This window comes from Rhodococcus cercidiphylli (assembly GCF_033042225.1).
Taxonomy (GTDB): Bacteria; Actinomycetota; Actinomycetes; order Mycobacteriales; family Mycobacteriaceae; genus Rhodococcoides.
The window spans coordinates 592,556-618,313 of the sequence record NZ_JAWLKE010000002.1 but is presented as its reverse complement, the minus strand read 5'-3'; the positions used below and the strand labels follow the sequence as shown (position 1 = coordinate 618,313).

Here is a 25,758-nt window from a genome sequence, read left to right as displayed (position 1 = left end):
ACCCATCGAATAGCGCCCTCTTGTGCAAGGGGGCAGGAAGGAACATCATGCCCCCGAACAAGGTGGGCTTGCGTTTGCTCAATTGGGCTTCACAGCTCGAAGACAAGACTCTCGAGCAGGCCCGTGAGACCTCGTCGATGCCGTTCGTGCATCCGCACGTCGCACTGATGCCCGACGCCCACAGCGGTATGGGCAGCGCAGTCGGAACTGTGATCCCGACATTGGGTGCAGTCATTCCGGCTGCAGTCGGAGTCGATATCGGCTGCGGAATGATCGGCGTCCGAACAGAATTCACCCTAGACGACGTCGACGGCCGCAATCTGACGGACCTGCGACTCGCCATCGAGGCAAGCATCCCGCTGTCTCCGGGCAACTACAACGTCGGCGTCGACCGGTGGGATTTCACCGCGCCCAAGTTGCTCGAACTCGAGGAGTTGGCGGCCAAGGACGGTGTCGAGCTGAACCACTCACCGCAGTGGCGTGAGCAGCTCGGTTCGTTGGGCGGCGGCAATCACTTTGCCGAGTTGTGCCTCGACGAGACCGATCGAGTGTGGCTGTTTCTGCACAGTGGATCGAGGGGCGTGGGCAACAAGATCGCCAAGAAGCACATCGCCATTGCGCAGCGATTGTGCGCGCAGTGGTGGATCCCGTTGCCGAACAAGGACTTGGCGTACCTGCCCGAGAGTGCGCCGGAATTCGGACGGTACATCCGAGACCTGAAGTGGGCGCAGCGGTTCGCGTACCTCAACCGTGCCGAGATGATGGACAGGTTCGGTGCGGTGTTCGCCGAGTGGATGGGGACCGACGACCATCGCGAGGTCGAGCGGATCAATTGCCATCACAACTACACGGTGAAGGAAACGCATGCGCACAAGGAGGTCTGGCTCACGCGTAAGGGCGCGGTAGACGCACACGAGGATGTCAAGGCGATCATTCCCGGGTCGATGGGAACTTGTTCGTACGTGGTCGTCGGTAAGGGCTCGCGGGCCGGACTGTGCTCGGCTCCTCACGGTGCCGGTCGGCAGTTCTCGCGGACCGAGGCCAGGAAGCGGTTCACCCACGAGGACCTGCAGGAGCGAATGAAGGGGATCGAGTTCCGGGACAGTGCCGATTTCATCGACGAGATTCCCGACGCCTACAAGTCGATCGATGTCGTGATGGAGGATGCCCGGGACCTGGTGAGCATCGAGCACGAGTTGCGGCAGATCCTCAACGTCAAGGGGACCTGAGTTCACCTCCCGTCGTGCCTGGAAGTTCGTAGTGGGTCACGAGTTTCCATGCACGACGGGATTGTCCTCGTTCGTCCCGTTGTGCATCGGTGTTCTCATGCTGTTCACTCAAGTGCTTCGCTTGGTTAACGGAGAGAGCGGGCGTCACCGCCACGATCGAATCATGACGCTCAATCCCGCAGGCGAGACCGTCGCGACCGGCATCCCGGGCACACTCGCCGAGAACATGACCATGGCCGAGCAGCACGATTGGCATCGGTCGTTCCTGCGGCGACACCCCGTCAGTCGCCGAAACTTCCTGGTGGGAGCGGCCGCGACGGCCGCCGCGGTAGGCGTCGGGAATTCGGTGTTCGCACGCACCGCCTATGCGCAGGACGCTCCGCTGGCTGTGGCCGGTCGGCACATGGGATTCGGAAACGACCCGGCGACGCAGTTGCGGTTCTCCGCTCAGCTCTCACGCAATCCCGGGCTCACCGGAGTCTTTCTCGACCACGGCCCCACGCCGGCGCTGGGCGCGACGACCTCTGCCGAGGTGCGCAACCTGATCAGCCAGGTACCGCAGACCGACGGCGGAATTCTGTCGGCAGAGCAGTACTACGTGCATGTTCCCGTCGACAATCTGACGCCGAAGTTGCCGCACTACTACCGCTGGCGCACCGCCGACGGCTTCGTGAGCGATATTCGCAGCGCATCTCCGGCGCTGCCGTCGGGCCGAATCGCACCGTTCAGGTTCACGATGATGGGCGATCAGGGCGTCGACGAAACACCCTCGCAACCAGAAGGCCTGGTCGCCGGCGACTACGACGACCAGTACTACAAGGCCGACAACGAACCGTCGGTCAAGCACGCGCGCAACATCAATCGGCAGATCGAGGCCTCGCACCCGGACTTCCACATCCTCGCCGGTGACATCGCGTATGCGGACCCGTCGGGTGCCGGTCTGCCGCCGCAGTTCGCGAAGCACGGACAGACGCCGCCGAAGGGATTCGACAAGTTCAACCCCTTCGTCTGGGACGGCTATTTCCAGGCGATCGAAGCCAGTGCGTCGACCGCGCCGTGGTTGTTCGCCACTGGCAACCACGACATGGAAGCGCTGTACAGCCCCAACGGATACGGCGGCCATGCGGCGCGTCTGGATCAGCCGAGCAACGGCCCGAAGGGCTGCCCGTCGGCGTACTCGTTCGTCTACGGCAACACCGCGGTGCTCTCGCTCGACGCGAACGACGTCAGCTACGAGATCAAAGCCAATACCGGGTACAGCGGTGGGGCCCAGAACACCTGGGTGGAGCAGACATTGGCGAAGTACCGTGCCGATCCGAACATCGACTTCATCGTCTGCTTCTTCCATCACTGCGCGTACTCGACCACGTCGACGCATGCGAGCGACGGCGGCGTGCGCGACGCATGGGTTTCGTTGTTCGACAGGTACGAGGTGGATGTGGTGCTCCAGGCTCACAACCACGTCTTCGAACGCACCGATCCCATTCGCGGCAACCGTGCGACGCGGGTCGCCGGTGACAACGCCACGGTCGACGGAAAGACCGACGGCACCGTGTATTACACCGTCGGCGGTGGTGGTCGTCCCCGCTATACGTTCCAGGACGGCGAAGGCGTGAGCTACCGCGGCAACGAGTTGCCCGACACCGCAGTTCCCAACAGTTACGTCTGGGCGCCGGACGGCACGAAGTCGGCCGAGTCCATCACCTGGTCGAGGGTGCGGTTCCTGAACTACTCGTTCGTCAGAGTCGATGTGGTGCCGGGCATTCCGGGCATCACCGCCAGCAGAATGACGATCGGTGCCATCGACGAATACGGCAACGAGTTCGACAGGTTGACCTTCACCCGCGACATCCCGATCGGCCCGAGGTCCGGTTCGTCCTGAGTGCCTGCGGCAGTGGTGCGGTTGAGTGCCCCCTGAGGCACTCGAGCACGCCACTGCGGCGGAGCCGCACTACAACCACTTCTGACGCTTGAACACCACGAACAGTGCAGTCGAGCAGATCGCCATGGCGAGCAGTGCCATCGGGTAGCCGAGTTGCCATTTCAATTCCGGCATGTCGTCGAAGTTCATGCCGTAGATGGCGGCGATCAGGGAGGGCGCGAAAAGAATTGCACCCCATGACGAGATGCGCTTGACCTGTTCGTTCTGCTCCAGGCTGGCTTCGGTCATGTTGCGCATCTCTTCGTTCTGCTGCTGCGCGACGATGGTCGAGTGCACGGTCAACGCATTCTGCAGGTTGGATCGGAAGGACTCGATGCGGTCGGAGACTCGGATCGCGTGATCGTGAACGTCGCGCAGGTAGCGCTGCAGTTCCACGTCCACGTTGTACTTGTCCGACCCTCGCTTGAGCGATTCGATCATCTCGACGAGTGGCTTTGCAGCACGGTCGAATTCGGACACTTCACGGAGCAGCGAATAGATTCGACGCGAGACCGACGGATCGCCGGTGAACAGCTGATCCTCGATCTCGTCGATGTCGTTCTGCAGTCCGGTGACCACCGGGACGTACTCGTCGACCACTTGATCGAGGATGCCGTAGAGGATCGCTTCGGGTCCGAGTTCGATCAGTTCGGGAGATCCTTCGAGGCGCTTTCGCACCATCGCCAGGTCGGGGGATTCGGCATGGCGAATGGTGACGACGAAGTCCGGACCGAGAAAGATGTGCAATTCGCCGAATTCGACCTTTTCGGTCTCGTCGACGTATCGCGCGGGCCGGAGAACGACGAACAGCTGCTCGGCGTACCGTTCCAGTTTCGGCCGCTGGTGGGCTGCGATGGCGTCCTCGACGGCGAGCCGGTGCAGGCCGAACTCGTCTGCCACAGCCATGATTTCGGCGACCTCGGGTCGGTACAACCCGATCCATGCCATTCCGTGCCGCTCGCGCATGACCTCGAAGGTGATATCGAGGCTCTCGGGATTGGCAGTGCGTTTTCCGTTCACGTAGACGGCGTTGTCGATGATCGGCACTTGTTCGTTCACCTCGGTTCTGCGAAATTCTGCTGCGCACCGAGACTATCGCCTGCAACCACAACGCGGACAGTCCCGCCGCCGACGACGACGGGACCGCGCGGTCGAGTCAGCTGGTCTTTCCTGTGATCACGAGAATGGCGGCGTTCTTGTCGACCTCCACGCCCTTCTGATAGTTGGTTCCGATCGCAGTTCCGTCGATGTCGGATCCCTTGATGTTGACGGTCGTGAAGCCCAGATCCTCCAGGGTCTGTTCGGCTGCGGTCGCGGTCATGTCGTAGACGTCCGGGATCTCGATCCGGCTGTCGGGTGTCGACGCGTTGGCGACGGCTCCACCACTGAGCGTGAGTGCCGCGGCGGCTGCGACGGCTGCGATCGACTTCTTGAATCCACTGCGCATGATGTGCTCCTCGTTGTCGTGATCGGTTATGTCTCAAAGCTGCTCGCCGATGCTGGGGCGGGCCTCGGATGTTGCTGTCAGATCCCTGTCAGCGCCGTGACATGCTGGTCCGATGCTTCTCGACGTGCTCGGATTGATCGGTATCGCGGCCTTCGCGGCCTCCGGTGCGTTGATCGGAGTGCATCGCCGGTTGGATCTGTTCGGGGTGTGCGTCGTCGGAATCACGACGGGTATCGGCGGTGGCATCATTCGCGATCTGCTGCTCGGCATCCACCCGCCGACGTCCCTGGACACGTGGCCGAACCTCACCGTCGGCTTCCTGGCCTCGCTGGTCGTGTTCGTCGCGCATCGGCAGATGGGCAAGGTGCGACGCGGAGTTCTGGTGCTCGACGCATTCGGCATGGGCCTGTTCGCATCGACCGGCGCGACGATTGCCTTGGCTTCGGGAGGTAGCGCGTTGGCCGGAGCTCTCATCGGCACGACGACGGCCGTGGCGGGCGGCGTGATCCGAGACGTTCTGGTCAACGAAGTTCCGCTGCTGCTACACCGCGACCTCTATGCGCTGCCGGCTCTGCTCGGTGCGTCGGCCGTCGTGTTGGCCGACGCTGCGGGTCTGCCGGAGAACGTGGGTCTGATCGTGGGAACACTGCTCGCGACGGGGTTGCGTCTGCTCGCGCTGTGGCGAAAGTGGAACCTCCCGCTGGCCAAGCACCTACCCACTCCGTAGTCGGATTGGGCACCCCTCTCAGACATATCTCAGTCGACCAGGACAAACTGTACGGATGCGGATATTGGTGGTCGACGACGATCGAGCGGTGCGTGAGTCGCTGCGCAGGTCGCTGACGTTCAACGGGTACACCGTGGACCTGGCGGTCGACGGTCTCGACGCGCTCGAGCAGGTTGCGGCGGCGCGGCCCGATGCCCTGGTGCTCGACGTGATGATGCCTCGGCTCGACGGTCTCGAGGTGTGTCGTCGATTGCGCAGTGTCGGCGACGACCTGCCGATTCTCGTGTTGACGGCACGGGACTCGGTGTCCGAGCGCGTCGCCGGCCTCGATGCCGGTGCCGACGACTACCTGCCCAAGCCGTTCGCGCTCGAGGAGCTGTTGGCTCGACTGCGGGCACTGCTTCGGCGTACCGCGATGGAAGCGGGCATCGACTCGGAGACCATGACGTTCGCGGACCTGTCGTTGGACCCGGTCACCCGTGAGGTCTCGCGCGCCGAACGCTCGATCAGCCTCACCCGGACCGAGTTCTCGTTGCTCGAGATGCTGATGACCAATCCGCGACGGGTGCTCACCAGGAGTCGCATCCTCGAGGAAGTGTGGGGTTACGACTTCCCGACGTCGGGCAACGCCCTCGAGGTGTACGTCGGTTACCTGCGGCGCAAGACCGAGGCGGAGGGGGAGTCGCGGCTGATCCACACCGTTCGCGGTGTGGGTTACGTCCTGCGCGAGACGCCTCCGTGATGGTCGCTTCGTTCGGGCGCAAGTCGACCGACGGTGTCGGCTCCTCGCCGACGGGGATGCGACCACCGATGCCCCTGACACGGTCGGTGTCGCTGCGGTGGCGGGTGACGTTGCTCGCGGCCTCCGTCGTCGCAATTGCGGTGGCTGTCATGGCCATTGCCGCATACACGGTTGTCTCGCGGGCGCTGTACGGCGATGTGGACACTCAATTGCGTTCTCGTGCATCGGCTTTGGCGGAGTCGACTCTGGTGTCCTACGACCCGCGTTTCGTTGCCGGTGCCACGTTGTACAGCACCGATGTGAGTGTGGCGCTGATCTACCCGGACATGTCCAGCTACAACCCGCCCGGGCCCAAGGTGCCGATCGGCGACGCCGAACTCGCTGTCGTGAGCGGACAACAGGAATCGTCTCTGCGCACACTCGACGATCAACGGGTGCTCGCACTACGCACCAAGGATGGCAGCACTCTCGTCGTCGCACAAAGACTGCTGCCGACCGGGCAAGTACTCGACCGTCTGGCATGGGTGCTGTTGATCGTCGGTGCGTGCGGAGTGGTGCTGGCCGCTGGAGCTGGTATGGCCGTGGGACGCACCGGTTTACGCCCGATCGCCCGGTTGACGGCTGCCGCCGAACGAGTGGCGCGCACCGACGACCTGACACCGATTCCGGTGACCGGTGACGACGAGTTGGCGCGTCTGACAGAGAGTTTCAACACGATGCTCCGCGCGCTCGCCGAATCTCGAGGCAGGCAGAGCAGATTGGTCGCCGACGCCGGCCACGAACTGCGGACGCCGTTGACCTCGCTGCGGACCAACATGGAGTTGCTGATCGCGGCCGGACGCCCCGGAGCCCCGTCCATCCCGGACGAGGACATGGCCGAGCTCCGAACCGACGTGGTGGCGCAGATCCAGGAATTGTCCACCCTGGTGGGTGATCTGGTCGATCTGGCGCGCGAGGATGCGCCGGAGACGGTGTTCGAGCGAGTCGACCTGGCCGATGCCGTCGAACGCAGTCTCGAGCGAGCACGCCGCCGTCGCAACGAAATCGACTTCGATGCGACGCTGATGCCGTGGTTCGTCTACGGCGATCAAGCAGGACTGTCGAGGGCCGTACTGAACGTGCTCGACAATGCGGCGAAGTGGAGCCCGAGCGGCGGTGAGGTGCGAATCGCCATGCGGCAGATCGGCGATGGTCTGCTCGAGTTGACGGTGGACGACGCAGGACCGGGTATTCCCGAGGAAGATCGCGAGTTGGTGTTCGAGCGCTTCTACCGCTCCACGGCATCACGCTCCATGCCCGGAAGTGGCCTGGGCCTTGCCATCGTGCGACAGGTGGTCGTCAAGCACGGCGGCACCATCGGGGTCGAGGTGTCCGAGCGCGGCGGTGCCCTCATTCGAATCGTGTTGCCCGGTGAGGGTGCTCCCGATCCCACGACACTCTCGGCAAACTGATAGCCGGATCTCAGCGACCTCTCAGTACCGCCCTGCACAGTGAGTAGCAAGAAGGCGGGCGGACCTCTACGACGAGGTCTCTACTGAAGGAAGCAACAACGATGAGCGACGACCGTAACGAATCCGAACAGACCGGACAGGGTGCCGGTGGCGAGCAGCATCCGGCGGACCGGGCTTCGCGCGGCGACGAGCAGAGCTACCCCACCCAGCAGCACCCGCCTCAGCAGGTAAACCCCCAGCATGCCAACCCCCAGCAGGTAAACCCCCAGCACGCCGGCACACAACCCCCGCAGCAGGGTTATCCGCAGCAGTACGCCGGCTACGGACAGAACCCCTACCAGCCCGGCTACGGGCCGTACGGTCAACAGAGCGACCCACGGACCGCCCAGCACACCCACGCCCAGCCGCAACACGTTGCACCGCAATCCAACTCTGCGCCTGCCGCGGTGAAGACTCGCTCGGGTCGTTCTGCGCTGGTGGCCGGTGCCATCGCCCTCGTACTGGTCGGCGGCGGAATCGGCGGCGCAGTCGGTGCCATCGCGACCAACAACGCCAACGGCGGCGGGGGAGTGACCAACTCGTTGAACTCCACCGTCACCGCCGCAGAGCCGGCCGCCAACTTCCCCGACGGTTCCGTCCAGGCCGTCGCGAACAAGGTCCTGCCGAGTGTGGTGCAGATCCAGGTGACGGGTTCGCAGGAGGAAGGCGAGGGGTCGGGCGTCATTCTCAGCAGTGACGGCTTGATCCTCACCAACAACCATGTCGCGACGGGTGCAGGTGCCAACGGCAAACTCACCGTCGCGTTCTCCGACGGATCGGTGGCCGACGCGACGATCGTCGGTGCCGACTCGGTCTCGGATATGGCCGTCATCAAGGCCGAGGGCAAGTCGAACCTGACGCCGATCGAGCTGGGTTCGTCGTCGAACCTCGAAGTGGGTCAGCAGGTCGTCGCGATCGGCTCTCCGCTCGGCCTCGCGGGAACGGTCACCACGGGCATCGTGTCCTCGCTGAATCGGCCGGTGTCCACCTCGGGGGAGTCCGGCAACCAGAACTCGGTGATCGACGCCATCCAGACCGACGCTGCGATCAACCCGGGTAATTCCGGCGGCGCGCTCGTCAACACCGACGGACAGCTGATCGGCATCAACACTGCGATCGCCACGATCGGCGGCAGCCAGGGATCCGGAGCCCAGAGCGGATCCATCGGGCTCGGGTTCGCGATCCCGGTGGATCAGGCCAAGCGCATCGCTGACGAGTTGACCACCACAGGTAAGGCCACTCAGGCGATGATCGGGGTGCAGGTGCCGTCGCAGGACGACGCCAACGGCGCAACCGTCGTCGAGGTCACCGAGGGTGGCCCCGCCGCATCGGCAGGCATCCCGACGGGTGCCGTGATCACCAAGCTCGACGACCGCGTCATCTCGAGCGGTGACGCGTTGATCGCCGCGGTGCGCTCGCACGCTCCGGGAGACTCCGTCACCGTCACCTACAGCGAGGGCGGCAGCGAGAAGACGGCGACGGTGACGCTCGGTACCGCGGAGCCCGCCCCGGCCCAGACTCAGACGCAACAGCAAGAACAGCAACTGCCCTTCCAGGTTCCGTCGTTCCCGGGCGGTCGCTGATGTTACGAGAACCAGGCAGGCACGGAACGGTTGCAACGATTTACGCACAGCGTGAGCCGGGTGGAGGCCTTACTACTACGGTGAGCGGTATGGAACTCGACGCACCACTGGCAGGGCGCGCGTTGGTCGTCATCGTGGACGACCGAACAGCGCACAGCACCGAGAAGGACTCGAAGGGCCCGCTCGTCACGGAACTGCTGACCGAGGCAGGATTCCTCGTCGACGGTGTCGTCGCGGTGACGGCAGACGAGGTGGATGTGCGGAATGCACTCAACACCGCGGTGATCGGCGGTGTCGACCTGGTGGTCTCCATCGGTGGCACGGGTGTCTCGCCGCGCGATGTCACTCCCGACGTCACCGCTGAGGTGCTCGACCGCGAGATTCCGGGTATCAGCGAGGCACTGCGCTCGTCGGGACTGGCAGCAGGTTCGCTGGACGCCGGTCTGTCCCGTGGACTGGTCGGTGTGTCCGGAAGCACGCTGGTGGTCAATCTGGCCTCGTCGCGGGCTGCGATTCGCGACGGAATGGCGACGCTGACGCCGCTGGCGAGTCAGGTCATCGCCGAGCTGTCTGGATTGGACGCATAGCGATACCGATGAGTGAAAAGCCGAACGACGATCGATCGGCCGAAGACGATGCGAGCCGGGCCCAAGCAGAACGGGCCCGGCTCGCTCGCATCTTCGGTGAAGTTCTGCCGGAGACGACCGGAGACGAGCGAGGCGACGGTGCGGGTGCCGAATCCGGCGGCCCGTCCTCGGACGAATGGTTGAAGCAACAGCGACCACCTCATTACTTCTGATGTGATCTACAACACATTCAATCGCTCTGAATGACAGGTCTGTTAGTTACTCGTTTACCTGGCGTTAGCGAGCTATCCGGCAGTAGCTCGAGGCGGCAAGGTTCAAAACGGACGTCGCGGACGCCCCGCAGACCGGACTATTCGGCTGACCGGGACATGACGGAGCCGGAGTATTCCCACATCAGGGTCGGTTTACCCGAATGAGGCAGATGTAACAGTTCGACGACTCCGAGAGATGCTGTGACTGTGGTTATCGCTAACACTGCTGTGAAAGTTGTTCACGCCGCCGAAACACATCACGAGTCGGCAACGTTTGGGGACCGATCGTAGGGATTGTCACGGTCAGGCATCTCCTCTAATGTTCCCCTCAGCTTCCGACAGTGAGGGCGCGGGACCAACCGGTGCCTCGCCTCGAGTCCGGAACTGAACGACAGGATGAGGCCGTCACGGTCGCATCCGGCTCGGGCTCGTGTGCATAGATGCACACGATCTAGTTCGAGGGTGAAAGCCACAAGCCTCCCCGTGCGACACCGCGCTGGGACTGAACATGATGAGGAATAAATGACGGAGATCCAGAAGTCGCGGCGTAGCCGGGGACTCAAGTCCATGAGCGCTGCGGTTGTCGCCGGCGCGTCGGTCGCCGGTCTGGTACTCGGTACCGGAACCGCGTCCGCTGCAGTGGACAGCACCAACACAATCGTCGACGGCAACGGAAACACCATCGTCGTGACGCTTTCCGACACCTTCATCAATGGCGTTCCTTCCCTGGACGGCAACCCGCTCACCCGTGAGTGGTTCGCCAACGGCCGCGCGGGTTGGGACGTCACCGGACCGGACGCCGACGACTTCGAGGGCACTGTCAAGATCGGTTACCAGGTCGGCTACCCACTCGCCATCAACGGAGGGGTCACCATTAGCTGGGGAACTCCGAGCATCACCGCCGAGGCGGGCGTCAATGCAGGCGTCGGTAACTCGCGCGCAACGACTCGGAACGTTCCTGTGCTTGATGACGAGGGCAATCCGGTCTTGGATGACGAAGGCAACGCCGTGACTGAGGATATTTCAGTTGACACCGGTGAGGCCACCAACGGCGCAACCGCTGGAATCAACGCTGAAGCGCAGCTCATTCCGACCGCCGACTTCGAGGTCGGTATCGCTAACGGTCCCGGAATCCTTGAGGCCGAAGGTGCCGTGCTGAAGATCGACGAGAGCGCACCCGTCTCCGGAACCGAAGGTGACGCGGTCGGTAACAGCGGTTCGATCCAGCTCGCCAACGTCCACGGAACTGCGACCGGAGTTCTCGGTAACGTCCGGGTTCGTCCTTACGTCTCCGTTACCAGCTCCACCGGTGACGTTGCTGTCACTTACGGTGCCCCGGTTACCTTCAACTGATCTCGATCGGTTGATCAACAGCAGCACCCTCGGCTGACCTAGCCGAAATCGATTGGGCCCGCCCGGGTATCCCGGGCGGGCCTGATTGCTGTGTGTTAGTGGAACCGAATGAATCGATACTGCAGGACCGTGCTTCGGTATTGCCTGCGAGAAAGGTCCGGGGGACCGACAATGAAAACGATAGCTCTCTCCGTCGCCGCCTGTGCGGCATTTCTACTTCTGGCCGGCTGCAGCAGTGAATCCTCGGATGCATCATCGGGGGAGAATGCCGAAAGCTGCACAGCCTTCGCGACTTCGCACAATGCCTTTGTCGCCACTGTCGAAGCTGTCCCCACCGATCAAGCCGGCGTCGAGAAGTGGACCGCGGACAAATCCGCTTCGCTGAATGAATTCACCACCCAATCGGAACAGGCAACCGGCGAGGTCAAGAACGCTCTGACGACGCTCGTGGCCGATCTGCCTGCCGATTCGCTGGAACTGTCCGAGCCGGACAGTGAATCCGGCCAGCAATTCGTCGACAATTCGAATGCAGTTGCCTCGGCTTGTGAAGCCGACGGCACATCCATCACGCTCGACGAGTTTCCGCTGTTGAAGTTTTAGTTCAGGAGAAACAGTCGACTATGCCCTGCGATCTGCGGATTGCAGGGCATAGTCGCGCCGATCGACCGAATGGGGTGCCGAAAGAGATCCTCGGATCGCACCTGCGTCTGTATTCGGTCCGTTTTGTTGCATGCATTGTGCACTCGAGACGTCTTTTCTTGCTTTGTATCAGCTCAATTCGAGCGATCGATCCGAAAAGTGACAGCTGGTTGCGGGCCGGTCCGCTGTTTAAGTAGGGCAAGCAGGGAAGGTATCTGTTAGCTGCTGATACACGCACCCATATTGCGTCCGTTGTGGATGCTTCGTACCGATTTGTACAGTATTCTTCTGCGAGAAAAGATGTCTCCCGATCGGTCCGGCCATCGGATGGGGCATCGGCCGGTCATACGAGGGGAATCATGAACAATATTCGTCACTCCGTGCTGCGCAAGGTAAGTCGAATTGCTGCAGTGAGCGCGGCGTCGGCCGTAGCTGTCGGAATGCTTTCGGTCGGTGCTGCCAATGCCGATACGTTCGTTCCATTGCCGAACGGTGAGAAGGTGGCGGGGCCGTACAAGATCTCGCATCTCGACGAGTCGGCTGTCATCTCGCCCGCGATCGCGAACAATCCCCTCAACCGAAACGGCTGGGTCACCGGCACCGCTACTGCCGACACTCCCGAAGGAGTGACCGGAACCCTGAAGACGGGCTACCTCGTCGGTTGCCAGCTCGACATGGACGACCTGAGCCTGGACATGAACGCCGGCTTCGGTATCGAGGGCGGCAACACCAACATCATCACGCTGTTCCCCATCCCGTTCCTCATCGGCGGCGAAGGCGAGACCACTAACAAGTTCGAGGGCGGAGTCGGAGTCAACGTCCCCATCAAGGACAAGGAAGTCGCGCAGGTCGAGCTCGGAAGCAAGGACGTCAAGGGCCCGTTCACCGCGATTCAGTACCAGGACGTCGGGATCTCCGTGGAGAACTGCGGTGGCTACGCGCAGGCTCGCTCGTACACCACGCTCGAACTCACCGGCAACTACCGCTACAAGGGCACGCTCTACGGCCAGCCGTTCAGCCTCGGCTGAGCATCCCACCACTTCACTCACCCTCGCCTAGAGCGCGTTTCACTTTCCCAAAAGGGGTAGCTATGCAGAACACCACCACCGTGCGGCGTGGATTCCAGACGGCCGCAGTCGGAGCCGTCGGCGCCATCGCAATCGGGTTCCTGTCCGCCGGAGCGGCCAACGCCGACACCTTCGTTCCGTTGCAGGACAACGAGATCAGCAAGACGCTGATCGACGGAACAACCGTTACCGTAAAGGGATTCGGCCAGAGCGCGCTGATTTCGCCGTCGATGGGTGCCACACCCACCCAACGCAACGTGTGGGTCACCGGCAACTACACGGTCGAGACCTCCAACGCCAGTGGCGGATCCATCGAGCCGGGCTTCCTGGTCGGGTGCCAGGTCGATTTCAGTGCCGCGATCGGTGCCGATGGAAACGCGTCCTTCGGCCAGGGCAACACGATCTCGCTGGAGCCGGGTGATCTCAGCTCGCTGACAATCGACCGCACTCAGCCGAACACCTACGACATCGGTGCAGGCGTCGAGCTGAATCTCGCCCCCGGCCAGTTCAACGACGTCAAGCTCGTGGCCGACGAGAAGTCCGCGGAGATCGACGGCGTCACGGTTGCGACCGAGGTTTCGAACGAGTTCTCGTTCGACGGCAACGGCGGCGGCTACACCTACGCCGACGAGACCCTGAGCGTCGCCGGATGTGCCGGCTACGCTGAGGCCCGCTCGTACGTGAAGGTCACCATCGACAACGATGCGGTCACGGCAACCACCACACTGTGGGGACAGCCGTTCAGCATCGGCTGACGCTACAGCCGAGATCCACGTAGGGGGTCGCACCCCCACAACGAATGAATGCGCCATTCACGCTGTCAGACAACGTGAATGGCGCATTCATTCGTCGAAGCAGACCGACGTCAGTCCTTGGAATGTTTGCCGAGATCCGGGGCTGCGTCCATGGCCTCGCCGCTACCGCCGGTGGTGTCGGCTGCGGTCGACAGTTTCTGTCCCGCTGCGGTTCCTCCCGCGAGGATGTCGCGAATCTGCACCAGCACGTCGACGTCGCTCAGTTCCTTCTCCGGCTGGCTCACGAAGCGCTTCTTCGCCGTGTTCACCGGGAGTATCAGCACGAAGTAGACGACGGCCGCGATGATGACGAAGTTGATGATCGCGGTGATGACGGCACCGACGTTGACGAACGATTCCGGCGACGACGTGATCTGAAACCCGAAGCCGTATTCGTTGCTGCCACCGAGGGCAGCGACAAGGGGGTTGATGACGTTCGTCGTGAATGCGGTGACGATAGCGGTGAATGCTGCGCCGACGACCACGGCGACGGCGAGGTCCACCACGTTGCCGCGGAGTAGAAAGTCCTTGAAGCCCTTCAGCATGAGCCCTTCTCCCAACGCTCGGTTTGTTCTGTCTCGAGAGACGTTAGTGCAGGGTGACCGTGAGCGCGCTGACCAAAGAGGCTGCCGCGACCGCCGTCGCGTCGTTCGTCGGTAGGGCCAGCAAGACGACTCGGTCTCGCTGCCGATTGCCACCGGCGTCGGCGGAGACGAGCACAACCATCGCTCCCGACGCCAGCACTCGTGCCGCGGGCACCGCATTCGGGTCGTCCTGGGACTCAACCGTCAGCACGTCGACGCGGTCGCCTTCACGCAGCAGGTCGGTCACCGCAGCGTCGGCGAGATGTACCGGTACGACGCGTGCCTCGGTCCCCAGCGTCGTCGTGGCGGTCCGAGATCCGAGCAGGCGCACGTCGGTGAGCAGTTCGCCCGCACGGACCGGCCCGGTGAGGGTCTGGCCGTCCACGGCTTCGGATTCGACGAGTGCGCCCTCGGGGACGTTCGCCCCGTCCCACTCTGCGACGGCGATATCGGCCTGCGTCAGTACGGTGCCGGGTGTCAGGTCGCGTCCGGCCGTGATCACCCGTACGCGGTCGTCGCCGTCGGCGTCGTCGAGGAACAGTACCAGTGCGACCGCGACCAGAACCCCGGCCGCGATCCGTCTGAATTTCGTGGATCCGACCCATGCCGGACGCAGGGTGATGCGATCGAGCAGCGTCGAGTCGAGTCGATTCTTGCCGGCAGCCATGGTGCAAACGGTATCGCTGCCCGAGCCGGAACAGGCACCGAAAAGGCCGGGCTGTGGATAACGGCCCGGCCTGTGGATGAAGCGGAAAACTACTGGCTGGCAGCAGCTTTCGTGGTCGACGACGAAGAAGAACCGCTCGACGACGACGAATCCGAAGATTTCTTCTCGGCGGGCTTCGAGTCGGTCTTGCTGTCCGATTTCGTGGCTGCCGCATCGGACTTCTTCTCGCCTGCGCCCTCGCTGGAGGTGCTGGAGCCGCCGCGGCTGTCGGTGCGGTAGAAGCCGCTGCCCTTGAAGACGATGCCGACGGAGTTGAACAGCTTGCGAAGCTTGCCCGAGCACGCGGGGCACACCGTCAGTGTGTCGTCGGTGAAGGACTGAACGATGTCGAAGCGGTTGTCGCACTCGGTGCATGCGTATGAGTAAGTGGGCATCGTGTTTCCTCCGCGCTGGTCACCGAGGAAATTCGCCGCTCTGCTGGCCGAGGCCGAACACCGCCGGTGTCTTGTCTGTTCGTCGAAACTGTCGAAACTGGGGAGAGCATTAGCACTCTACAGTCAGGAGTGCCAACGAATCGAATCCTAGCGTTATTCCGTACTCAAGCGTACGAGCCCGCCGGCGGTGAGCACGTGTGTCACCGGTCTGTCGTGCGATTCGGCGGGTAGGCGATCGACCACTTCGCTCTCGCGCACCACCGCGACCAGCATCGCGTCGGGTCTGCACAGGTCGAGAGTTCGATCGTAGAAGCCCGCGCCTCGGCCCAGCCGGTTTCCGCTCCGGTCCACGGCCAGCGCCGGAACGAGAACCAGAGTGCACTCCGACACCGCGTCGGGATCGAGCGTCGGTCCCGACGGTTCCAACAGACTGAACGGGGCTTTCACCAACGACTCACGCCCGGCGTATCGAGCCCAGCGCAGGGGACCCGGCTCGTGCGCACTCGGAAGCAGAACGGTCGACCCGGCCGCGGCCATCGCGTCGAGCATCTCGATGGAACCCGGCTCCCGGCCGACAGGAACGTACGCGGCGACGACGGGGTGTTCGGCAGCCAATTCACCGAGGACGTGACAGAGTGCAGAGGACTCCATTGCGCGTTGCGCACCGTCGAGCAGTCGGCGTTCGGCGAGAACATACTTTCGCCATCGATCCTTGGGCGTGTTCTCCGTGAAATCGGGAACGGTCACAACGATTCGTCCTCCCTTCCTGTGCTGTCGTTCAACGATATGCACTCGGGGGTAAAACGCAGCACACGGCGAGCAGATCACCAGAAACCATGGATAGGGTGAGCACCATGACAGAAGCCGTTACAGCGACGACCGCCGCCACGCCCGTGCATTTCCGCACGGCCATCGTTCCCGCAGCGGGCATGGGTACCCGGTTCCTGCCGGCCACGAAAACCGTTCCGAAAGAACTGCTTCCAGTGGTCGACACTCCCGGTATCGAGCTCGTCGCCGGCGAAGCCGCAGATTCCGGTGCACAGCGACTGGTGATCGTCACGTCCCCCGGCAAGGACGGCGTCGTCGCTCACTTCGTCGAGGACCTCGTCCTCGAGAACAAGCTGGAGGCCAGCGGCAAGCTCGAAATGCTCGAGAAGGTGCGGGTTGCCCCCGGTCTGCTCGACGTCCAATCGGTCATTCAGCACGAGCCGCTCGGACTCGGACATGCCGTCGCCTGTGCCGAGGAAGTCCTGGACGACGACGAGGATTCCGTTGCCGTTCTGCTTCCCGACGATCTGGTGATGCCCCGCGGTGTGCTCGACGTCATGGCCCGCGTACGCGCCAAGCGCGGAGGCTCGGTGCTGTGCGCCATCGAAGTTCCCGACGACAAGGTCTCCTCCTACGGCGTCTTCTCCGTCGAGATCGTGCCCGACGCGGTCAACCCGAACGTCCTCAAGGTCACCGGTATGGTCGAAAAGCCCAAGCAGGAGGACGCCCCGTCCAACCTGGCCGCCGCGGGCCGGTACCTGCTCGACCGCGCGATCTTCGACGCTCTACGACGGATCAAGCCCGGCGCAGGCGGCGAGCTGCAGCTCACCGACGCCATTGCGCTGCTGATCGAAGAAGGCCACCCCGTCCACGTGGTGGTGCACCGCGGATCGAGACACGACCTCGGAAATCCCGGGGGATACCTGCGCGCTGCGGTTGACTTTGCTCTACAACGTGACGACTACGGTCCGGCGCTGCGTGAATGGCTGAACGAACGCTTGAGCGACAGCTGGGCACCGGAACTGACCACGTACGAATAGCATCGCGGGTCGATGCCATAGAGGAAGGGCCAGATGCGCTCGGTCGAAGATCAGCAGACCAGGGTGACCGCCGCGGCGGTGGCTCCACGGCCTGTTCGGGTCGCCATCTCGGAAGCACAGGGCCTGCTGTGTGCAGAAGAAGTGGTCACCGAGCGTCCCCTTCCCGGTTTCGACCAGGCAGCCATCGACGGCTACGCGGTGCGGAGCGTCGATGTGGCGGCCGCGGGCACCGACCTGCGCAACGAGGACGACGAACGCATCGACCTCACGCTTCCCGTCGTCGGCGAGGTGTCCGCCGGATCGCGTCAACCCATCCGGTTGCAGCCACGTCAGGCTGTGCGAGTCGACACCGGCGCACCGCTGCCCACCTTGGCCGACGCGGTGTTGCCGTTGGATCGAACCGACAGCGGTCGCGCCCGCGTCAAGGTGTTCCGTCCGGTGCGCTCGGGCGACTACGTCCGAAAGATCGGCGACGACGTGCAGCCCGGTGACGTGGCGGTGCGCGCAGGCACGATCATCGGCGCAGCTCAGGTGGGACTGCTCGCAGCCGTCGGACGCGACAAGGTGCTGGTGCATCCGCGGCCGCGGCTCTCTGTCATCTCCGTCGGCGGCGAGCTGGTCGACACCGATCGGACCCCCGGGCCCGGTCAGGTGTACGACGTCAACTCCTATGCGCTGGCCGCCGCGGCGCGCGACGCCGGAGCCGACGTCAACCGCGTCGGGATCGTCAGTACCGATCCCAAGCGTCTGCGTGAAGTGGTCGAGGGTCAGTTGATCCGCTCCGAGATCGTGGTCATCGCCGGAGCGGTGGGCGGCGGCGCATCGGACGGTGTGCGTGAGGCGCTCGGCGAACTCGGTGACATGGAAGTGGAGCGAGTTGCCATGCACCCCGGCTCCGTTCAGGGGTTCGGTCAACTCGGACGCGACGAAGTACCCACCTTCCTGTTGCCGGCCAATCCCGTCAGCGCGCTGGTGGTGTTCGAGGTGATGGTCCGTCCGCTGATTCGCATCGCTCTGGGCCGACGGCAGCCGATGCGACGGACCGTGACCGCCCGAACCGTCGCGCCGATCACCTCGATCGAGGATCGCAAGGGATTTCTCCGCGGCCAGCTCATGCGCGACGAGGGAACCGGTGAATACCTGGTTCAGGCCCTCGGCGGTGCACCCGGATCGTCCTCGCATCTGTTGGCCACGCTCGCCGAGGCGAATTGCCTGGTCGTCATCGATCCCGAGGTCACCGAAATCCGAACCGGCGAAGAAGTGAAGGTCTCGTTCCTCGCTCAGCGAGGCTGATGCCATGTGAGCGCGGGGCCTGCCGGTCGTTCCGCAGGCTCCACTCCCGCCTCGACTTCTGCTACGAGTTTCCGCTCACTTGCGCGCAGCGCATACGATCGACGGATGCCGCGAACGTGGTCGAGCCACCCAGGTTGGCCGGCGAAATTGGGTCCAGTGCGAGTGGCTGGCGGAACTGTCACGTTGCGGCCGGTACGGATGCGCGACGCGGCCGCGTGGAGTCGGATTCGTACTGCGGATCGCGCCCACCTCGAACCCTGGGAGCCCAGTGGCGAGGGCAGCTGGAATTCGCGACACCACATCTCCTCGTGGCCGACCTTATGCTCTGGCCTGAAGTCCGAGGCGCGCAAGGGACACATGCTGCCGATGGTCATCGAAGTCGACGGCGAATTCTGTGGCCAGATCACCACCGGAAACATCGTGCGGGGCGCACTGCGTTCGGCCTGGATCGGGTACTGGGTCTCCAAGGAGGTCAACGGCAAGGGTGTGGCCACCGCGGCGCTGGCACTCGGTCTCGATCACTGCTTCGGCCCGGTCGGACTCCATCGCGTCGAGGCGACGGTGCGGCCGGAGAACCTGGCCAGCCAAGCAGTGCTGCGCAACGTCGGCTTTCGCGAAGAGGGACTGCTCTACAAGTACCTCGACGTCGACGGCGAATGGCGCGATCACAAGCTCGTCGCGATCACCTCGGGTGAGGTGCAGGGAACCGTCGTCGATCGGTTGGTTCGCGCGGGCCGGGCTGCGTGGGCCTGACGGCCGACCGCGTCTGATGTTGTCAAAGTGACAGGAGTGTAATTCGGGTCGGCGCGTCTGCATCGTTCTCGTACCTCCTCCGCATAGCCTGAGGACGTCTTTCACTGTCGCCGTCGCCCAAGGGAGGAGAACAACGCCGATGCCGAACTCGATCATCTGGATCGGTCTCGTTGCCGTCTGGCTCTTCGTTCTTCTGCCCATGCTGATGACCAAGCGTCCGCAGATCATGCAGACCACGGACGCTGCGCTCGCCACGCGCGTGCTGCATCGGGGTGGCACGAAGCGAAAGCAGCGCGGCCCCGCGACCGGGCACCGCAGTGATCCCGACTGGCGACCGGAGGACGACCTGCGAGTCTCCGCGCCGGCCCGCGAGATCTTCGGTCCCACGATTGCGACTGTTCGTCCAGACTCACCCGATCTACCCGGTACCGCGGAGGACCCGATGGACACTCACGCAGCAGACAGCGACCTCGATCGCGAGGCACCGGACACGGATGCACCGCGTGGAAGCTCGCCCGCGCACGAACCCGGTGTCGTCGACGACGATTTCGTCCCTCGCCGACGCGGTCGCGGCGGCTTCGATCCCGAGGCCGACGCGATCGCCCGGGCCGCGCGATACGCATTTCGGCAGCGCGCAGTGCTGGGGCTGGTGTTCGCGGCGATCACCACCGCCGCCCTGGCCTTCATCATCTCCCCGACGGTCTGGTGGCTGTGTGGACTGTCCGTCGCCGTCCTCGTCGGTTACCTGTACTACTTGCGTCGTCAGGTGCAGATCGAGGAAGAGGTACGCCGCCGTCGGCTCACCCGGATGGGCCGATCCCGTCTGGGCGTGGAATCGGAAACCGACGACGAGCTCGAGCTCGTCCCGCAACGATTGCGTCGCCCCGGCGCGGTGGTACTCGAGATCGATGACGAGGATCCCGAATTCGAGCATCTCGATCACTACGAGGAGCCGTTCCAGGCACGTCGTGACGAGGACCGGGACATGCGCAGAGCCCAGGGCGCGTAGCTACCGCCCGGAGCGGCTTTGCTAGAGTTACCCAGCCGGTCGGCATGACGGCAAAGGGGCTGTGGCGCAGTTGGTAGCGCGTCTCGTTCGCATCGAGAAGGTCAGGGGTTCGATTCCCCTCAGCTCCACCGTTACGAAAACCGTCACTCATTGCGAGTGGCGGTTTTTTGTTGTCCGGCAACGGCGGAGCGAATGTGACCGCCAAGTGAATTCTGAATGCATTTGGATCGACCGAACTAGGTGGTCGGTTCGGGATTCGATTCTCGAAGTCGCGACCCGATAAACCCCGATTGCAGAATTGCCACGCGAAACCTGCGATTCGATTGCTTGGGGCGGCGCGACTCGACTTCGGGAATCTTTCAGGGCGGTGAGCTGCGGATATGCAATTCGGACAGCTTTAGGCAATTACCGGAACATGTGGTAGGTTCGAAGACGTTGCTGTGCAGAATTGGATTGTCGATATTTGTCAGGGGATCGAAATGAACACTCTGAGCGTGGTAATTCCGGTGCTCGACGAGGTCGATCATCTGGGCGAATGCTTGACGTTGCTACTCGATCAGGGCGACGATATCGACCGCATCGTCGTCGTGGACAACGGGTCGACCGACGGCACGCTCGAGCTGGTGAACGACATTCGCGCGATGACGAACAAGGTCGTGTTGGTGCACGAGCCCAATCGCGGCGTTGTCCATGCTCGCAATACCGGATTCGACCTGGTCGACTCGTCGATCATCGGTCGAATCGACGCCGATACCCGTGTTCGACCCGGGTGGGCGCGCTCGGTCGTCGATTTCTTCGACGAGCACGCCACCGTCGCTGCCACGGGTGGCCGGACGTTCCTGTACGAATCACCCTGGGCTCGACCTCTGGCGTGGATGCACTCGCGCGCCGAACGGCGTGAGCCGTCGGTGCGCTCGGCCCTGGCGGTATCGGGCAACAACTTCGCGATCCGCGCATCCGCCTGGCGCACGGTTCGCGGTGCGGTCAGTGAACGAACCTGCGTCCACGAAGACATCGACCTGTGCCTGTGCCTGGCCGCCGAGCATCTGCCTGTCGCCCAGAACGGGTGGATGAAGGCCGCAGTGTCCGGTAGGCGCGCGACGACATCGCCGGTGAAATACGTCCACTACGCGTTGGCGGGGTATCGCTCGTACCAGGCGCACGGTCTCGCATCGCGCAAACTCGGTCGCATCGTGACCATGGATTGGCTGATGCACACACTGCGGTGGCCGATCTCGCGACTGTTCGCAGCAGTGCCGTGCCGTGCTCTACCGGTCGACGATCGTGCCGAGTCCGACGAACGGATGCGAGCCGCCGCGTGACGGCCGACTCGCGTATCCGCGGTTGGATGCGCAACCCGTCGGACGTCCGCTGGGCACTGTTTCAGATGCGTCAGGCAACCATCGTCTCGTTGGCGAACGTGCCGTTGCTACCTGCGGTGCTGCGCGCATCCGTTCTGCGGCCTGCGGGGCTGCGGACAACCGGTCCGTGCCTGATGTACGGCGGTTCCATGATTCAGGGACGCGCATCGGTTCGGATGGGCACCGGTGTGTTCGTGAACTTCGGCTGCTACTTCGACACCGTCGCCGACATCGTGATCGGTGATCACGTCTTCATCGCGGATCACGTTCGCATCCTCACCAGTACTCACGAGACCGGGCCGTCGCATCATCGAGCAGGCGCATTGCGAGGAGAGTCGGTGGTGATCGGTCCAGGAGCGTGGATCGGGTCCGGCGTGGTCGTCATGCCGGGCGTGCACATCGGTGCCGGATGCATCATCGGGGCGAACTCGCTGGTGACGCAAGATTGTGAACCGGACGGTGTGTACGTCGGGTCTCCGGCGCGCCGTCGCCGAGAGTTGAACGACCTTCCCGCAGCGGAGCAGTGGATCGGGGACAACGCCGATTTTCGTGATCGGGAGGCAATGCAGAGATTGATACTTCTTCCGAATTCTGAATTCTGATTCATAAAGTCCGAATAATTCGACGGGTTCTTTTCTTGAAGTAATGATGTAGCATCGTGAACGTCCGCGGCTCGAAATCGAATGCGTTCACCGTGTAAGGGTGTCGAGCTACACGATTGCCAAAAATGTGTCGGGGGTTGGCGTTGTGAATACTCTCTCCATTGTTGTGCCTGCGTTCGACGAGTCGGCTCACATGCGCGAATGCCTGGATGCATTGCTCGTTCAGCGCGAACGCATTCACGAAATCATTGTCGTCGACAACAATTCGACCGACGACACCGCAGTCATCGTCGAAGAATACGCGCGGCGATTTCCGCAGGTGATTCTGCTGAGGGAGTCCGAGCGTGGCGTCGTGCACGCACGCAACGCCGGTTTCGATCACGCCTGCGGATCGATCATCGGCCGCATCGACGCCGATACCCGAGTCGAGGCCGGCTGGGTCGACTCGGTACTCGACTTCTTCGATCGGCGACTCGACTATGTCGCAGTCACCGGGCCGATCTACCTCTACGACTCCCCGTGGGCGCGACCGTACCGGGCGTTCGTCGACCGTTCCGTGCGAAACAGGCCCTCCGAGCGGTGGGTTTCTGCCGCATCGGGCAACAATTTCGCTGTCCGCAGATCCGCGTGGGAAGCCGTTCGCGGTCGCACGAGCCTGCGTACCGACCTGCACGAGGACATCGATCTGTCGCTGTGTCTGAACAAGGTCGGTCTGCGGATCGCGGAGATCGAGCCCATGCGCGTGAAGGTGTCCGGGCGTCGGCTACTGACTCCGCCGCTCGAATACCGGCACTACGTCCAGAGCTCGTATCGCACATGGGCCCATCATGGGCTGGCCGGTGGTTGGTTGCGCAGATTGCTGATCTCGGACCTGGTTCTGCACACGGCGCATTGGCCACTGACACGAATTCTGTCCTCGTGCGAATCTCGGATTCTCCCGGTCTCGCATTCCTGAGCGGGCGATACATCCATGCGCGATCTGTCAGGTATTCGCGACGAGAGTTATGCTGCCGCGGCGCGCGGAAAATGAATTCGTAGACAATTCATCCGTTTGTCGCAAGGGAATGCAAGGCCACGGAAACGGGTCTTTCGAGGGATCGACGGTCCGTACCGGTTTTCGTGTTTCGGGTATTCGACAGGTGCAGGCACGGGTCGAGTTACCGGTGCTGAAATCGAGTGTGCACGACAGGACGTACGACGAGGTAGGGCAGTCGGGGCGCTCCGACGCCACCTCGTGATCTCGGGAGGAGGAACCGTCGGCGACAGCTGTTGCGGCGATCGAAACGGGTGCGAAGTATGGTTGATCGATTGACGATCCACCTACCAGTCGCGCCGGTAGATTGACGGGCGATATTGTGAACGGGCCGGTTCCGAGCACAGGATCTGCCCCTGCAACTTCTCTACGGAGTGTGAATGTCGTTCGAGATCGTCGACCTCGCTGAAACGTGGGTCGCGGGTCTTCCCGTTCGCAGCCCCAAACGGGCGCTGGGACGCCTCAACGACCCGGCACTCGATCAAGCGTGGTCCGCAGTTCTCAATCAGGAGACCTCCGGTCCGCTCGCTTCCATTTACACCGACTTCGCCCCCGGTATCGGCTCTTACAATACGCAGGTAGTCGGTTATCTGTGTTCTTCGCTCGGTCAAGTCGCGCGCGGACATCTGGTTGCGAAAGTGCCCGCGGCGAAATATGCGCGTTTTTCTGCGGTGGGGTATTTCCCCGAGGTTCTCACCCGATTGTGGACTCAGATCGATCATGCCGAAGAGCAGGGCGATATCGTGCGATCGTTCACCGGCGATTACGAGTGCTATCCGCACGCGTACAAGATCGACCTCTATCTGGCGATCACTACGCCCGGCGGTTCGTGATGACCTTCCGCGTCACGGCACGCAGCGCAGAGCTGTTCAGTGGGTTGGTGGCTCCGCGCGTGGAGCCCGGCGCGGAATCGAGTGGCAGCGAGTGGATGCGATTCCTACGAGATCGGGTGCGCGAGAAGCATATCGACGCAACCCAGGTGAGCACGGTGTACGTCCCGGATCCGCACGGCACCGTCAATGCCGTGGTCGCCGTCTCGGTGGACTCGCCCGGGGACGTCGCCGTCGGGGATGTGTTCGTCTCGGTACCGACCGGCGTGTTCGCAGTGTTCGTGCCCAGCGGCGCTCTGGCGGATCCAATCGAGGACGTGTGGGCTCAGGTCGACGAGTGCGTTATGTCCGGATCGATATTTCGCGCCTACAAAGAGGAAGTCGAAGTCGTTACGAATGCTGGAGAAGTGGAACTTTTCATTTCAATCGTTTTGTAAACGAGCCGTTCTTCATGCAATTGTCACTTTCGAATCACAAAGTCGCCACCGAACCGGTTACTATAGGCGAGCGCTGACAGTCCGATATGGCGAAGTGAATTCCAGTTCACCTCGATCGGCCGACGGATGGCCAGCGCGTACAGAGCGTCGATGTCATTGCAAGGTCGACAGAGCAGGGGTGTTCCAACATGGTGCGACAACTCAGGGCAGAAGCCACACGTGCGGCCGCACTGCGCGCTGCAGCAGACCTCTTTCTCGAGGTCGGGCACGCAAATGCCACGCTGAGTCAGGTGTCAGCGCAGTCCGGTGTGACCAAGGGTGCGCTGTACTTCCATTTCGCGTCCAAGGAAGAACTGGCCCGGGCGATCGTCGACGAAGGTCACGAGCGCGTGTCCACTGCGTGCGCCGGCTTGGTCGACAGTCGCAGCCCGGCTCTCGAGTCCGTCATCGGAATCTCGTATTCGGTACTGGAACTGGCGGCATCGGACCCGTTGGTTCGCGTCATGTACCGGTTGCAGATGGAGATCGACGGATCCGACACCGCCCGAGGCAGTGTCTTCGGCACCTGGGGAAACATCTTCGAGCATCTCTTCGAGCGGGCCATCGAGCACGGTGACGTCGCCGACCATCTGGACGCGGGCAACGCGGCGTTGCTGGTGTGCGAGATGCTCGCCGGAGTCCTGATGGTCTCCGAGGCGCAGTCGCGCCTCGGGGATGCCCCCTCACGTATGGAGAGGGTCTGGAACACGGTCCTTCCCTCGCTGGTGCCCGCCGACAAACTCGCATACTTCCGCGAATTCGCGGCGCGGAGTCTGTCCAGTTTCGTCCGCGAGAACATCACGTCGGGATCTGTCACCGTCTGAGAATGTCGTGATCTCGGTGTGCTTGCCGCACTCCGGTTTGCCGGGCACACTGTGTGACATGGAACACACTGTGCAGAGACCACGGATGTCGGACAACGAGCTCCGGAAGGCGATCGGCACCCTGCAGCAGCGTGCGGACGACGCACGCAAACAAGGCACCGATGACGATGCTGCGCGCATCGAGCGCACCATCGCCGATTACCGAGACGAGATGTCGCAAAGATTGTGACGACCCTCCCGGTCGTCACCGCGTA

Annotated in this window: 29 protein-coding genes and 1 tRNA gene; 24 read left to right on the top strand and 6 right to left on the bottom strand. The window is 63.1% G+C overall.

Annotated features, from left to right (window positions below; all coding sequences use genetic code 11):
- Positions 1–47 precede the first annotated feature (47 nt).
- Complete coding sequence (locus tag R3P95_RS06535; RefSeq protein WP_317547743.1) at positions 48–1,229, top strand: RtcB family protein; 1,182 nt, start codon at positions 48–50, stop codon at positions 1,227–1,229.
- A 163-nt stretch (positions 1,230–1,392) separates the two neighbouring features.
- Positions 1,393–3,111, top strand: coding sequence for a metallophosphoesterase (locus R3P95_RS06530; protein ID WP_317547742.1), 1,719 nt, complete (start codon positions 1,393–1,395; stop codon positions 3,109–3,111).
- A gap of 69 nt (positions 3,112–3,180) precedes the next feature.
- Here the strand turns inward: R3P95_RS06530 and R3P95_RS06525 are convergent, their stop codons facing one another.
- Positions 3,181–4,197 (bottom strand): magnesium and cobalt transport protein CorA, encoded by a 1,017-nt coding sequence (locus R3P95_RS06525; protein WP_094686688.1) that lies wholly within the window; start codon positions 4,195–4,197, stop codon positions 3,181–3,183.
- A gap of 109 nt (positions 4,198–4,306) precedes the next feature.
- Entirely contained in the window at positions 4,307–4,597 is a 291-nt protein-coding gene (locus R3P95_RS06520; protein WP_283347128.1) for a PASTA domain-containing protein, read from the bottom strand.
- Positions 4,598–4,709: 112 nt separating this feature from the next.
- Here R3P95_RS06520 and R3P95_RS06515 point away from each other — a divergent pair, with 112 nt between their 5' ends.
- The 10 genes from R3P95_RS06515 (at position 4,710) to R3P95_RS06470 (ending at position 13,791) form a co-directional block, all read left to right on the top strand.
- A complete protein-coding gene (locus tag R3P95_RS06515) occupies positions 4,710–5,324 on the top strand; it encodes a trimeric intracellular cation channel family protein (protein WP_283347127.1) in 615 nt (204 codons plus the stop codon).
- Positions 5,325–5,379: 55 nt separating this feature from the next.
- Positions 5,380–6,066 carry a response regulator transcription factor gene (locus tag R3P95_RS06510; RefSeq protein ID WP_032395747.1) on the top strand — a complete coding sequence of 229 codons (687 nt, stop codon included), beginning with the start codon at positions 5,380–5,382 and terminating at the stop codon, positions 6,064–6,066.
- A complete protein-coding gene (locus tag R3P95_RS06505; RefSeq protein ID WP_149405599.1) occupies positions 6,066–7,517 on the top strand; it encodes a HAMP domain-containing sensor histidine kinase in 1,452 nt (483 codons plus the stop codon). The genes R3P95_RS06510 and R3P95_RS06505 overlap by 1 nt, the downstream gene beginning before the upstream one ends.
- A 101-nt stretch (positions 7,518–7,618) precedes the next feature.
- The gene (locus R3P95_RS06500) at positions 7,619–9,139 is read left to right on the top strand and encodes a S1C family serine protease (RefSeq protein ID WP_283347126.1); all 1,521 of its coding nucleotides are present in this window, start codon (positions 7,619–7,621) and stop codon (positions 9,137–9,139) included.
- Between the two features lie 89 nt (positions 9,140–9,228).
- Positions 9,229–9,726 (top strand): MogA/MoaB family molybdenum cofactor biosynthesis protein, encoded by a 498-nt coding sequence (locus R3P95_RS06495; protein ID WP_037191958.1) that lies wholly within the window; start codon positions 9,229–9,231, stop codon positions 9,724–9,726.
- 8 nt (positions 9,727–9,734) lie between these two features.
- Positions 9,735–9,938: a hypothetical protein gene (locus R3P95_RS06490; protein WP_317547741.1), complete on the top strand. Its 204-nt coding sequence runs from the start codon at positions 9,735–9,737 to the stop codon at positions 9,936–9,938.
- Between the two features lie 678 nt (positions 9,939–10,616).
- Entirely contained in the window at positions 10,617–11,330 is a 714-nt protein-coding gene (locus tag R3P95_RS06485) for an MspA family porin (protein ID WP_317547740.1), read from the top strand.
- 171 nt (positions 11,331–11,501) lie between these two features.
- Entirely contained in the window at positions 11,502–11,930 is a 429-nt protein-coding gene (locus R3P95_RS06480) for a hypothetical protein (RefSeq protein WP_317547739.1), read from the top strand.
- A 398-nt stretch (positions 11,931–12,328) separates the two neighbouring features.
- Entirely contained in the window at positions 12,329–12,997 is a 669-nt protein-coding gene (locus R3P95_RS06475) for an MspA family porin (RefSeq protein ID WP_149405142.1), read from the top strand.
- A gap of 62 nt (positions 12,998–13,059) precedes the next feature.
- On the top strand, positions 13,060–13,791 hold the full coding sequence (locus R3P95_RS06470; RefSeq protein ID WP_149405143.1) for an MspA family porin: 732 nt from the start codon (positions 13,060–13,062) through the stop codon (positions 13,789–13,791).
- Positions 13,792–13,901: 110 nt separating this feature from the next.
- Here the strand turns inward: R3P95_RS06470 and mscL are convergent, their stop codons facing one another.
- The 4 genes from mscL to R3P95_RS06450 all read right to left on the bottom strand — a co-directional run bounded on the left by mscL (position 13,902) and on the right by R3P95_RS06450 (position 16,262).
- Positions 13,902–14,375 (bottom strand): large conductance mechanosensitive channel protein MscL, encoded by a 474-nt coding sequence (gene mscL / locus R3P95_RS06465; protein WP_037191966.1) that lies wholly within the window; start codon positions 14,373–14,375, stop codon positions 13,902–13,904.
- A 43-nt stretch (positions 14,376–14,418) separates the two neighbouring features.
- The gene (locus tag R3P95_RS06460) at positions 14,419–15,081 is read right to left on the bottom strand and encodes an SAF domain-containing protein (RefSeq protein WP_317547737.1); all 663 of its coding nucleotides are present in this window, start codon (positions 15,079–15,081) and stop codon (positions 14,419–14,421) included.
- 89 nt (positions 15,082–15,170) lie between these two features.
- Entirely contained in the window at positions 15,171–15,515 is a 345-nt protein-coding gene (locus tag R3P95_RS06455) for an FmdB family zinc ribbon protein (RefSeq protein ID WP_317547736.1), read from the bottom strand.
- 153 nt (positions 15,516–15,668) lie between these two features.
- Positions 15,669–16,262, bottom strand: coding sequence for a 5-formyltetrahydrofolate cyclo-ligase (locus tag R3P95_RS06450; RefSeq protein WP_317547734.1), 594 nt, complete (start codon positions 16,260–16,262; stop codon positions 15,669–15,671).
- A gap of 107 nt (positions 16,263–16,369) precedes the next feature.
- Between R3P95_RS06450 and R3P95_RS06445 the strand changes: the two genes are divergently transcribed.
- The 12 genes from R3P95_RS06445 (at position 16,370) to R3P95_RS06390 (ending at position 25,733) form a co-directional block, all read left to right on the top strand.
- A complete protein-coding gene (locus R3P95_RS06445) occupies positions 16,370–17,323 on the top strand; it encodes a UTP--glucose-1-phosphate uridylyltransferase (protein WP_037192236.1) in 954 nt (317 codons plus the stop codon).
- 33 nt (positions 17,324–17,356) lie between these two features.
- Complete coding sequence (gene glp, locus R3P95_RS06440) at positions 17,357–18,616, top strand: molybdotransferase-like divisome protein Glp (protein WP_032395737.1); 1,260 nt, start codon at positions 17,357–17,359, stop codon at positions 18,614–18,616.
- A gap of 105 nt (positions 18,617–18,721) precedes the next feature.
- On the top strand, positions 18,722–19,369 hold the full coding sequence (locus R3P95_RS06435; RefSeq protein ID WP_068049757.1) for a GNAT family N-acetyltransferase: 648 nt from the start codon (positions 18,722–18,724) through the stop codon (positions 19,367–19,369).
- A 139-nt stretch (positions 19,370–19,508) separates the two neighbouring features.
- Positions 19,509–20,378, top strand: coding sequence for a divisome protein SepX/GlpR (gene sepX, locus R3P95_RS06430; RefSeq protein WP_269594637.1), 870 nt, complete (start codon positions 19,509–19,511; stop codon positions 20,376–20,378).
- A 55-nt stretch (positions 20,379–20,433) separates the two neighbouring features.
- Positions 20,434–20,506: transfer RNA gene (locus tag R3P95_RS06425), tRNA-Ala, on the top strand.
- Between the two features lie 351 nt (positions 20,507–20,857).
- Complete coding sequence (locus tag R3P95_RS06420) at positions 20,858–21,700, top strand: glycosyltransferase family 2 protein (protein WP_269594638.1); 843 nt, start codon at positions 20,858–20,860, stop codon at positions 21,698–21,700.
- On the top strand, positions 21,697–22,341 hold the full coding sequence (locus R3P95_RS06415; RefSeq protein ID WP_269594639.1) for an acyltransferase: 645 nt from the start codon (positions 21,697–21,699) through the stop codon (positions 22,339–22,341). The genes R3P95_RS06420 and R3P95_RS06415 overlap by 4 nt, the downstream gene beginning before the upstream one ends.
- Before the next feature lie 145 nt (positions 22,342–22,486).
- Entirely contained in the window at positions 22,487–23,296 is an 810-nt protein-coding gene (locus R3P95_RS06410) for a glycosyltransferase family 2 protein (RefSeq protein WP_269594640.1), read from the top strand.
- Positions 23,297–23,754: 458 nt separating this feature from the next.
- Complete coding sequence (locus R3P95_RS06405; protein ID WP_269594641.1) at positions 23,755–24,207, top strand: GyrI-like domain-containing protein; 453 nt, start codon at positions 23,755–23,757, stop codon at positions 24,205–24,207.
- Positions 24,207–24,641, top strand: a complete 435-nt coding sequence (locus R3P95_RS06400; protein WP_269594642.1) for an effector binding domain-containing protein — start codon at positions 24,207–24,209, stop codon at positions 24,639–24,641. The genes R3P95_RS06405 and R3P95_RS06400 overlap by 1 nt, the downstream gene beginning before the upstream one ends.
- Positions 24,642–24,829: 188 nt before the next feature.
- Positions 24,830–25,504, top strand: a complete 675-nt coding sequence (locus R3P95_RS06395) for a ScbR family autoregulator-binding transcription factor (RefSeq protein ID WP_317547732.1) — start codon at positions 24,830–24,832, stop codon at positions 25,502–25,504.
- A gap of 58 nt (positions 25,505–25,562) precedes the next feature.
- Positions 25,563–25,733, top strand: a complete 171-nt coding sequence (locus R3P95_RS06390; RefSeq protein WP_317547731.1) for a hypothetical protein — start codon at positions 25,563–25,565, stop codon at positions 25,731–25,733.
- The last annotated feature ends 25 nt before the right edge of the window (positions 25,734–25,758 follow it).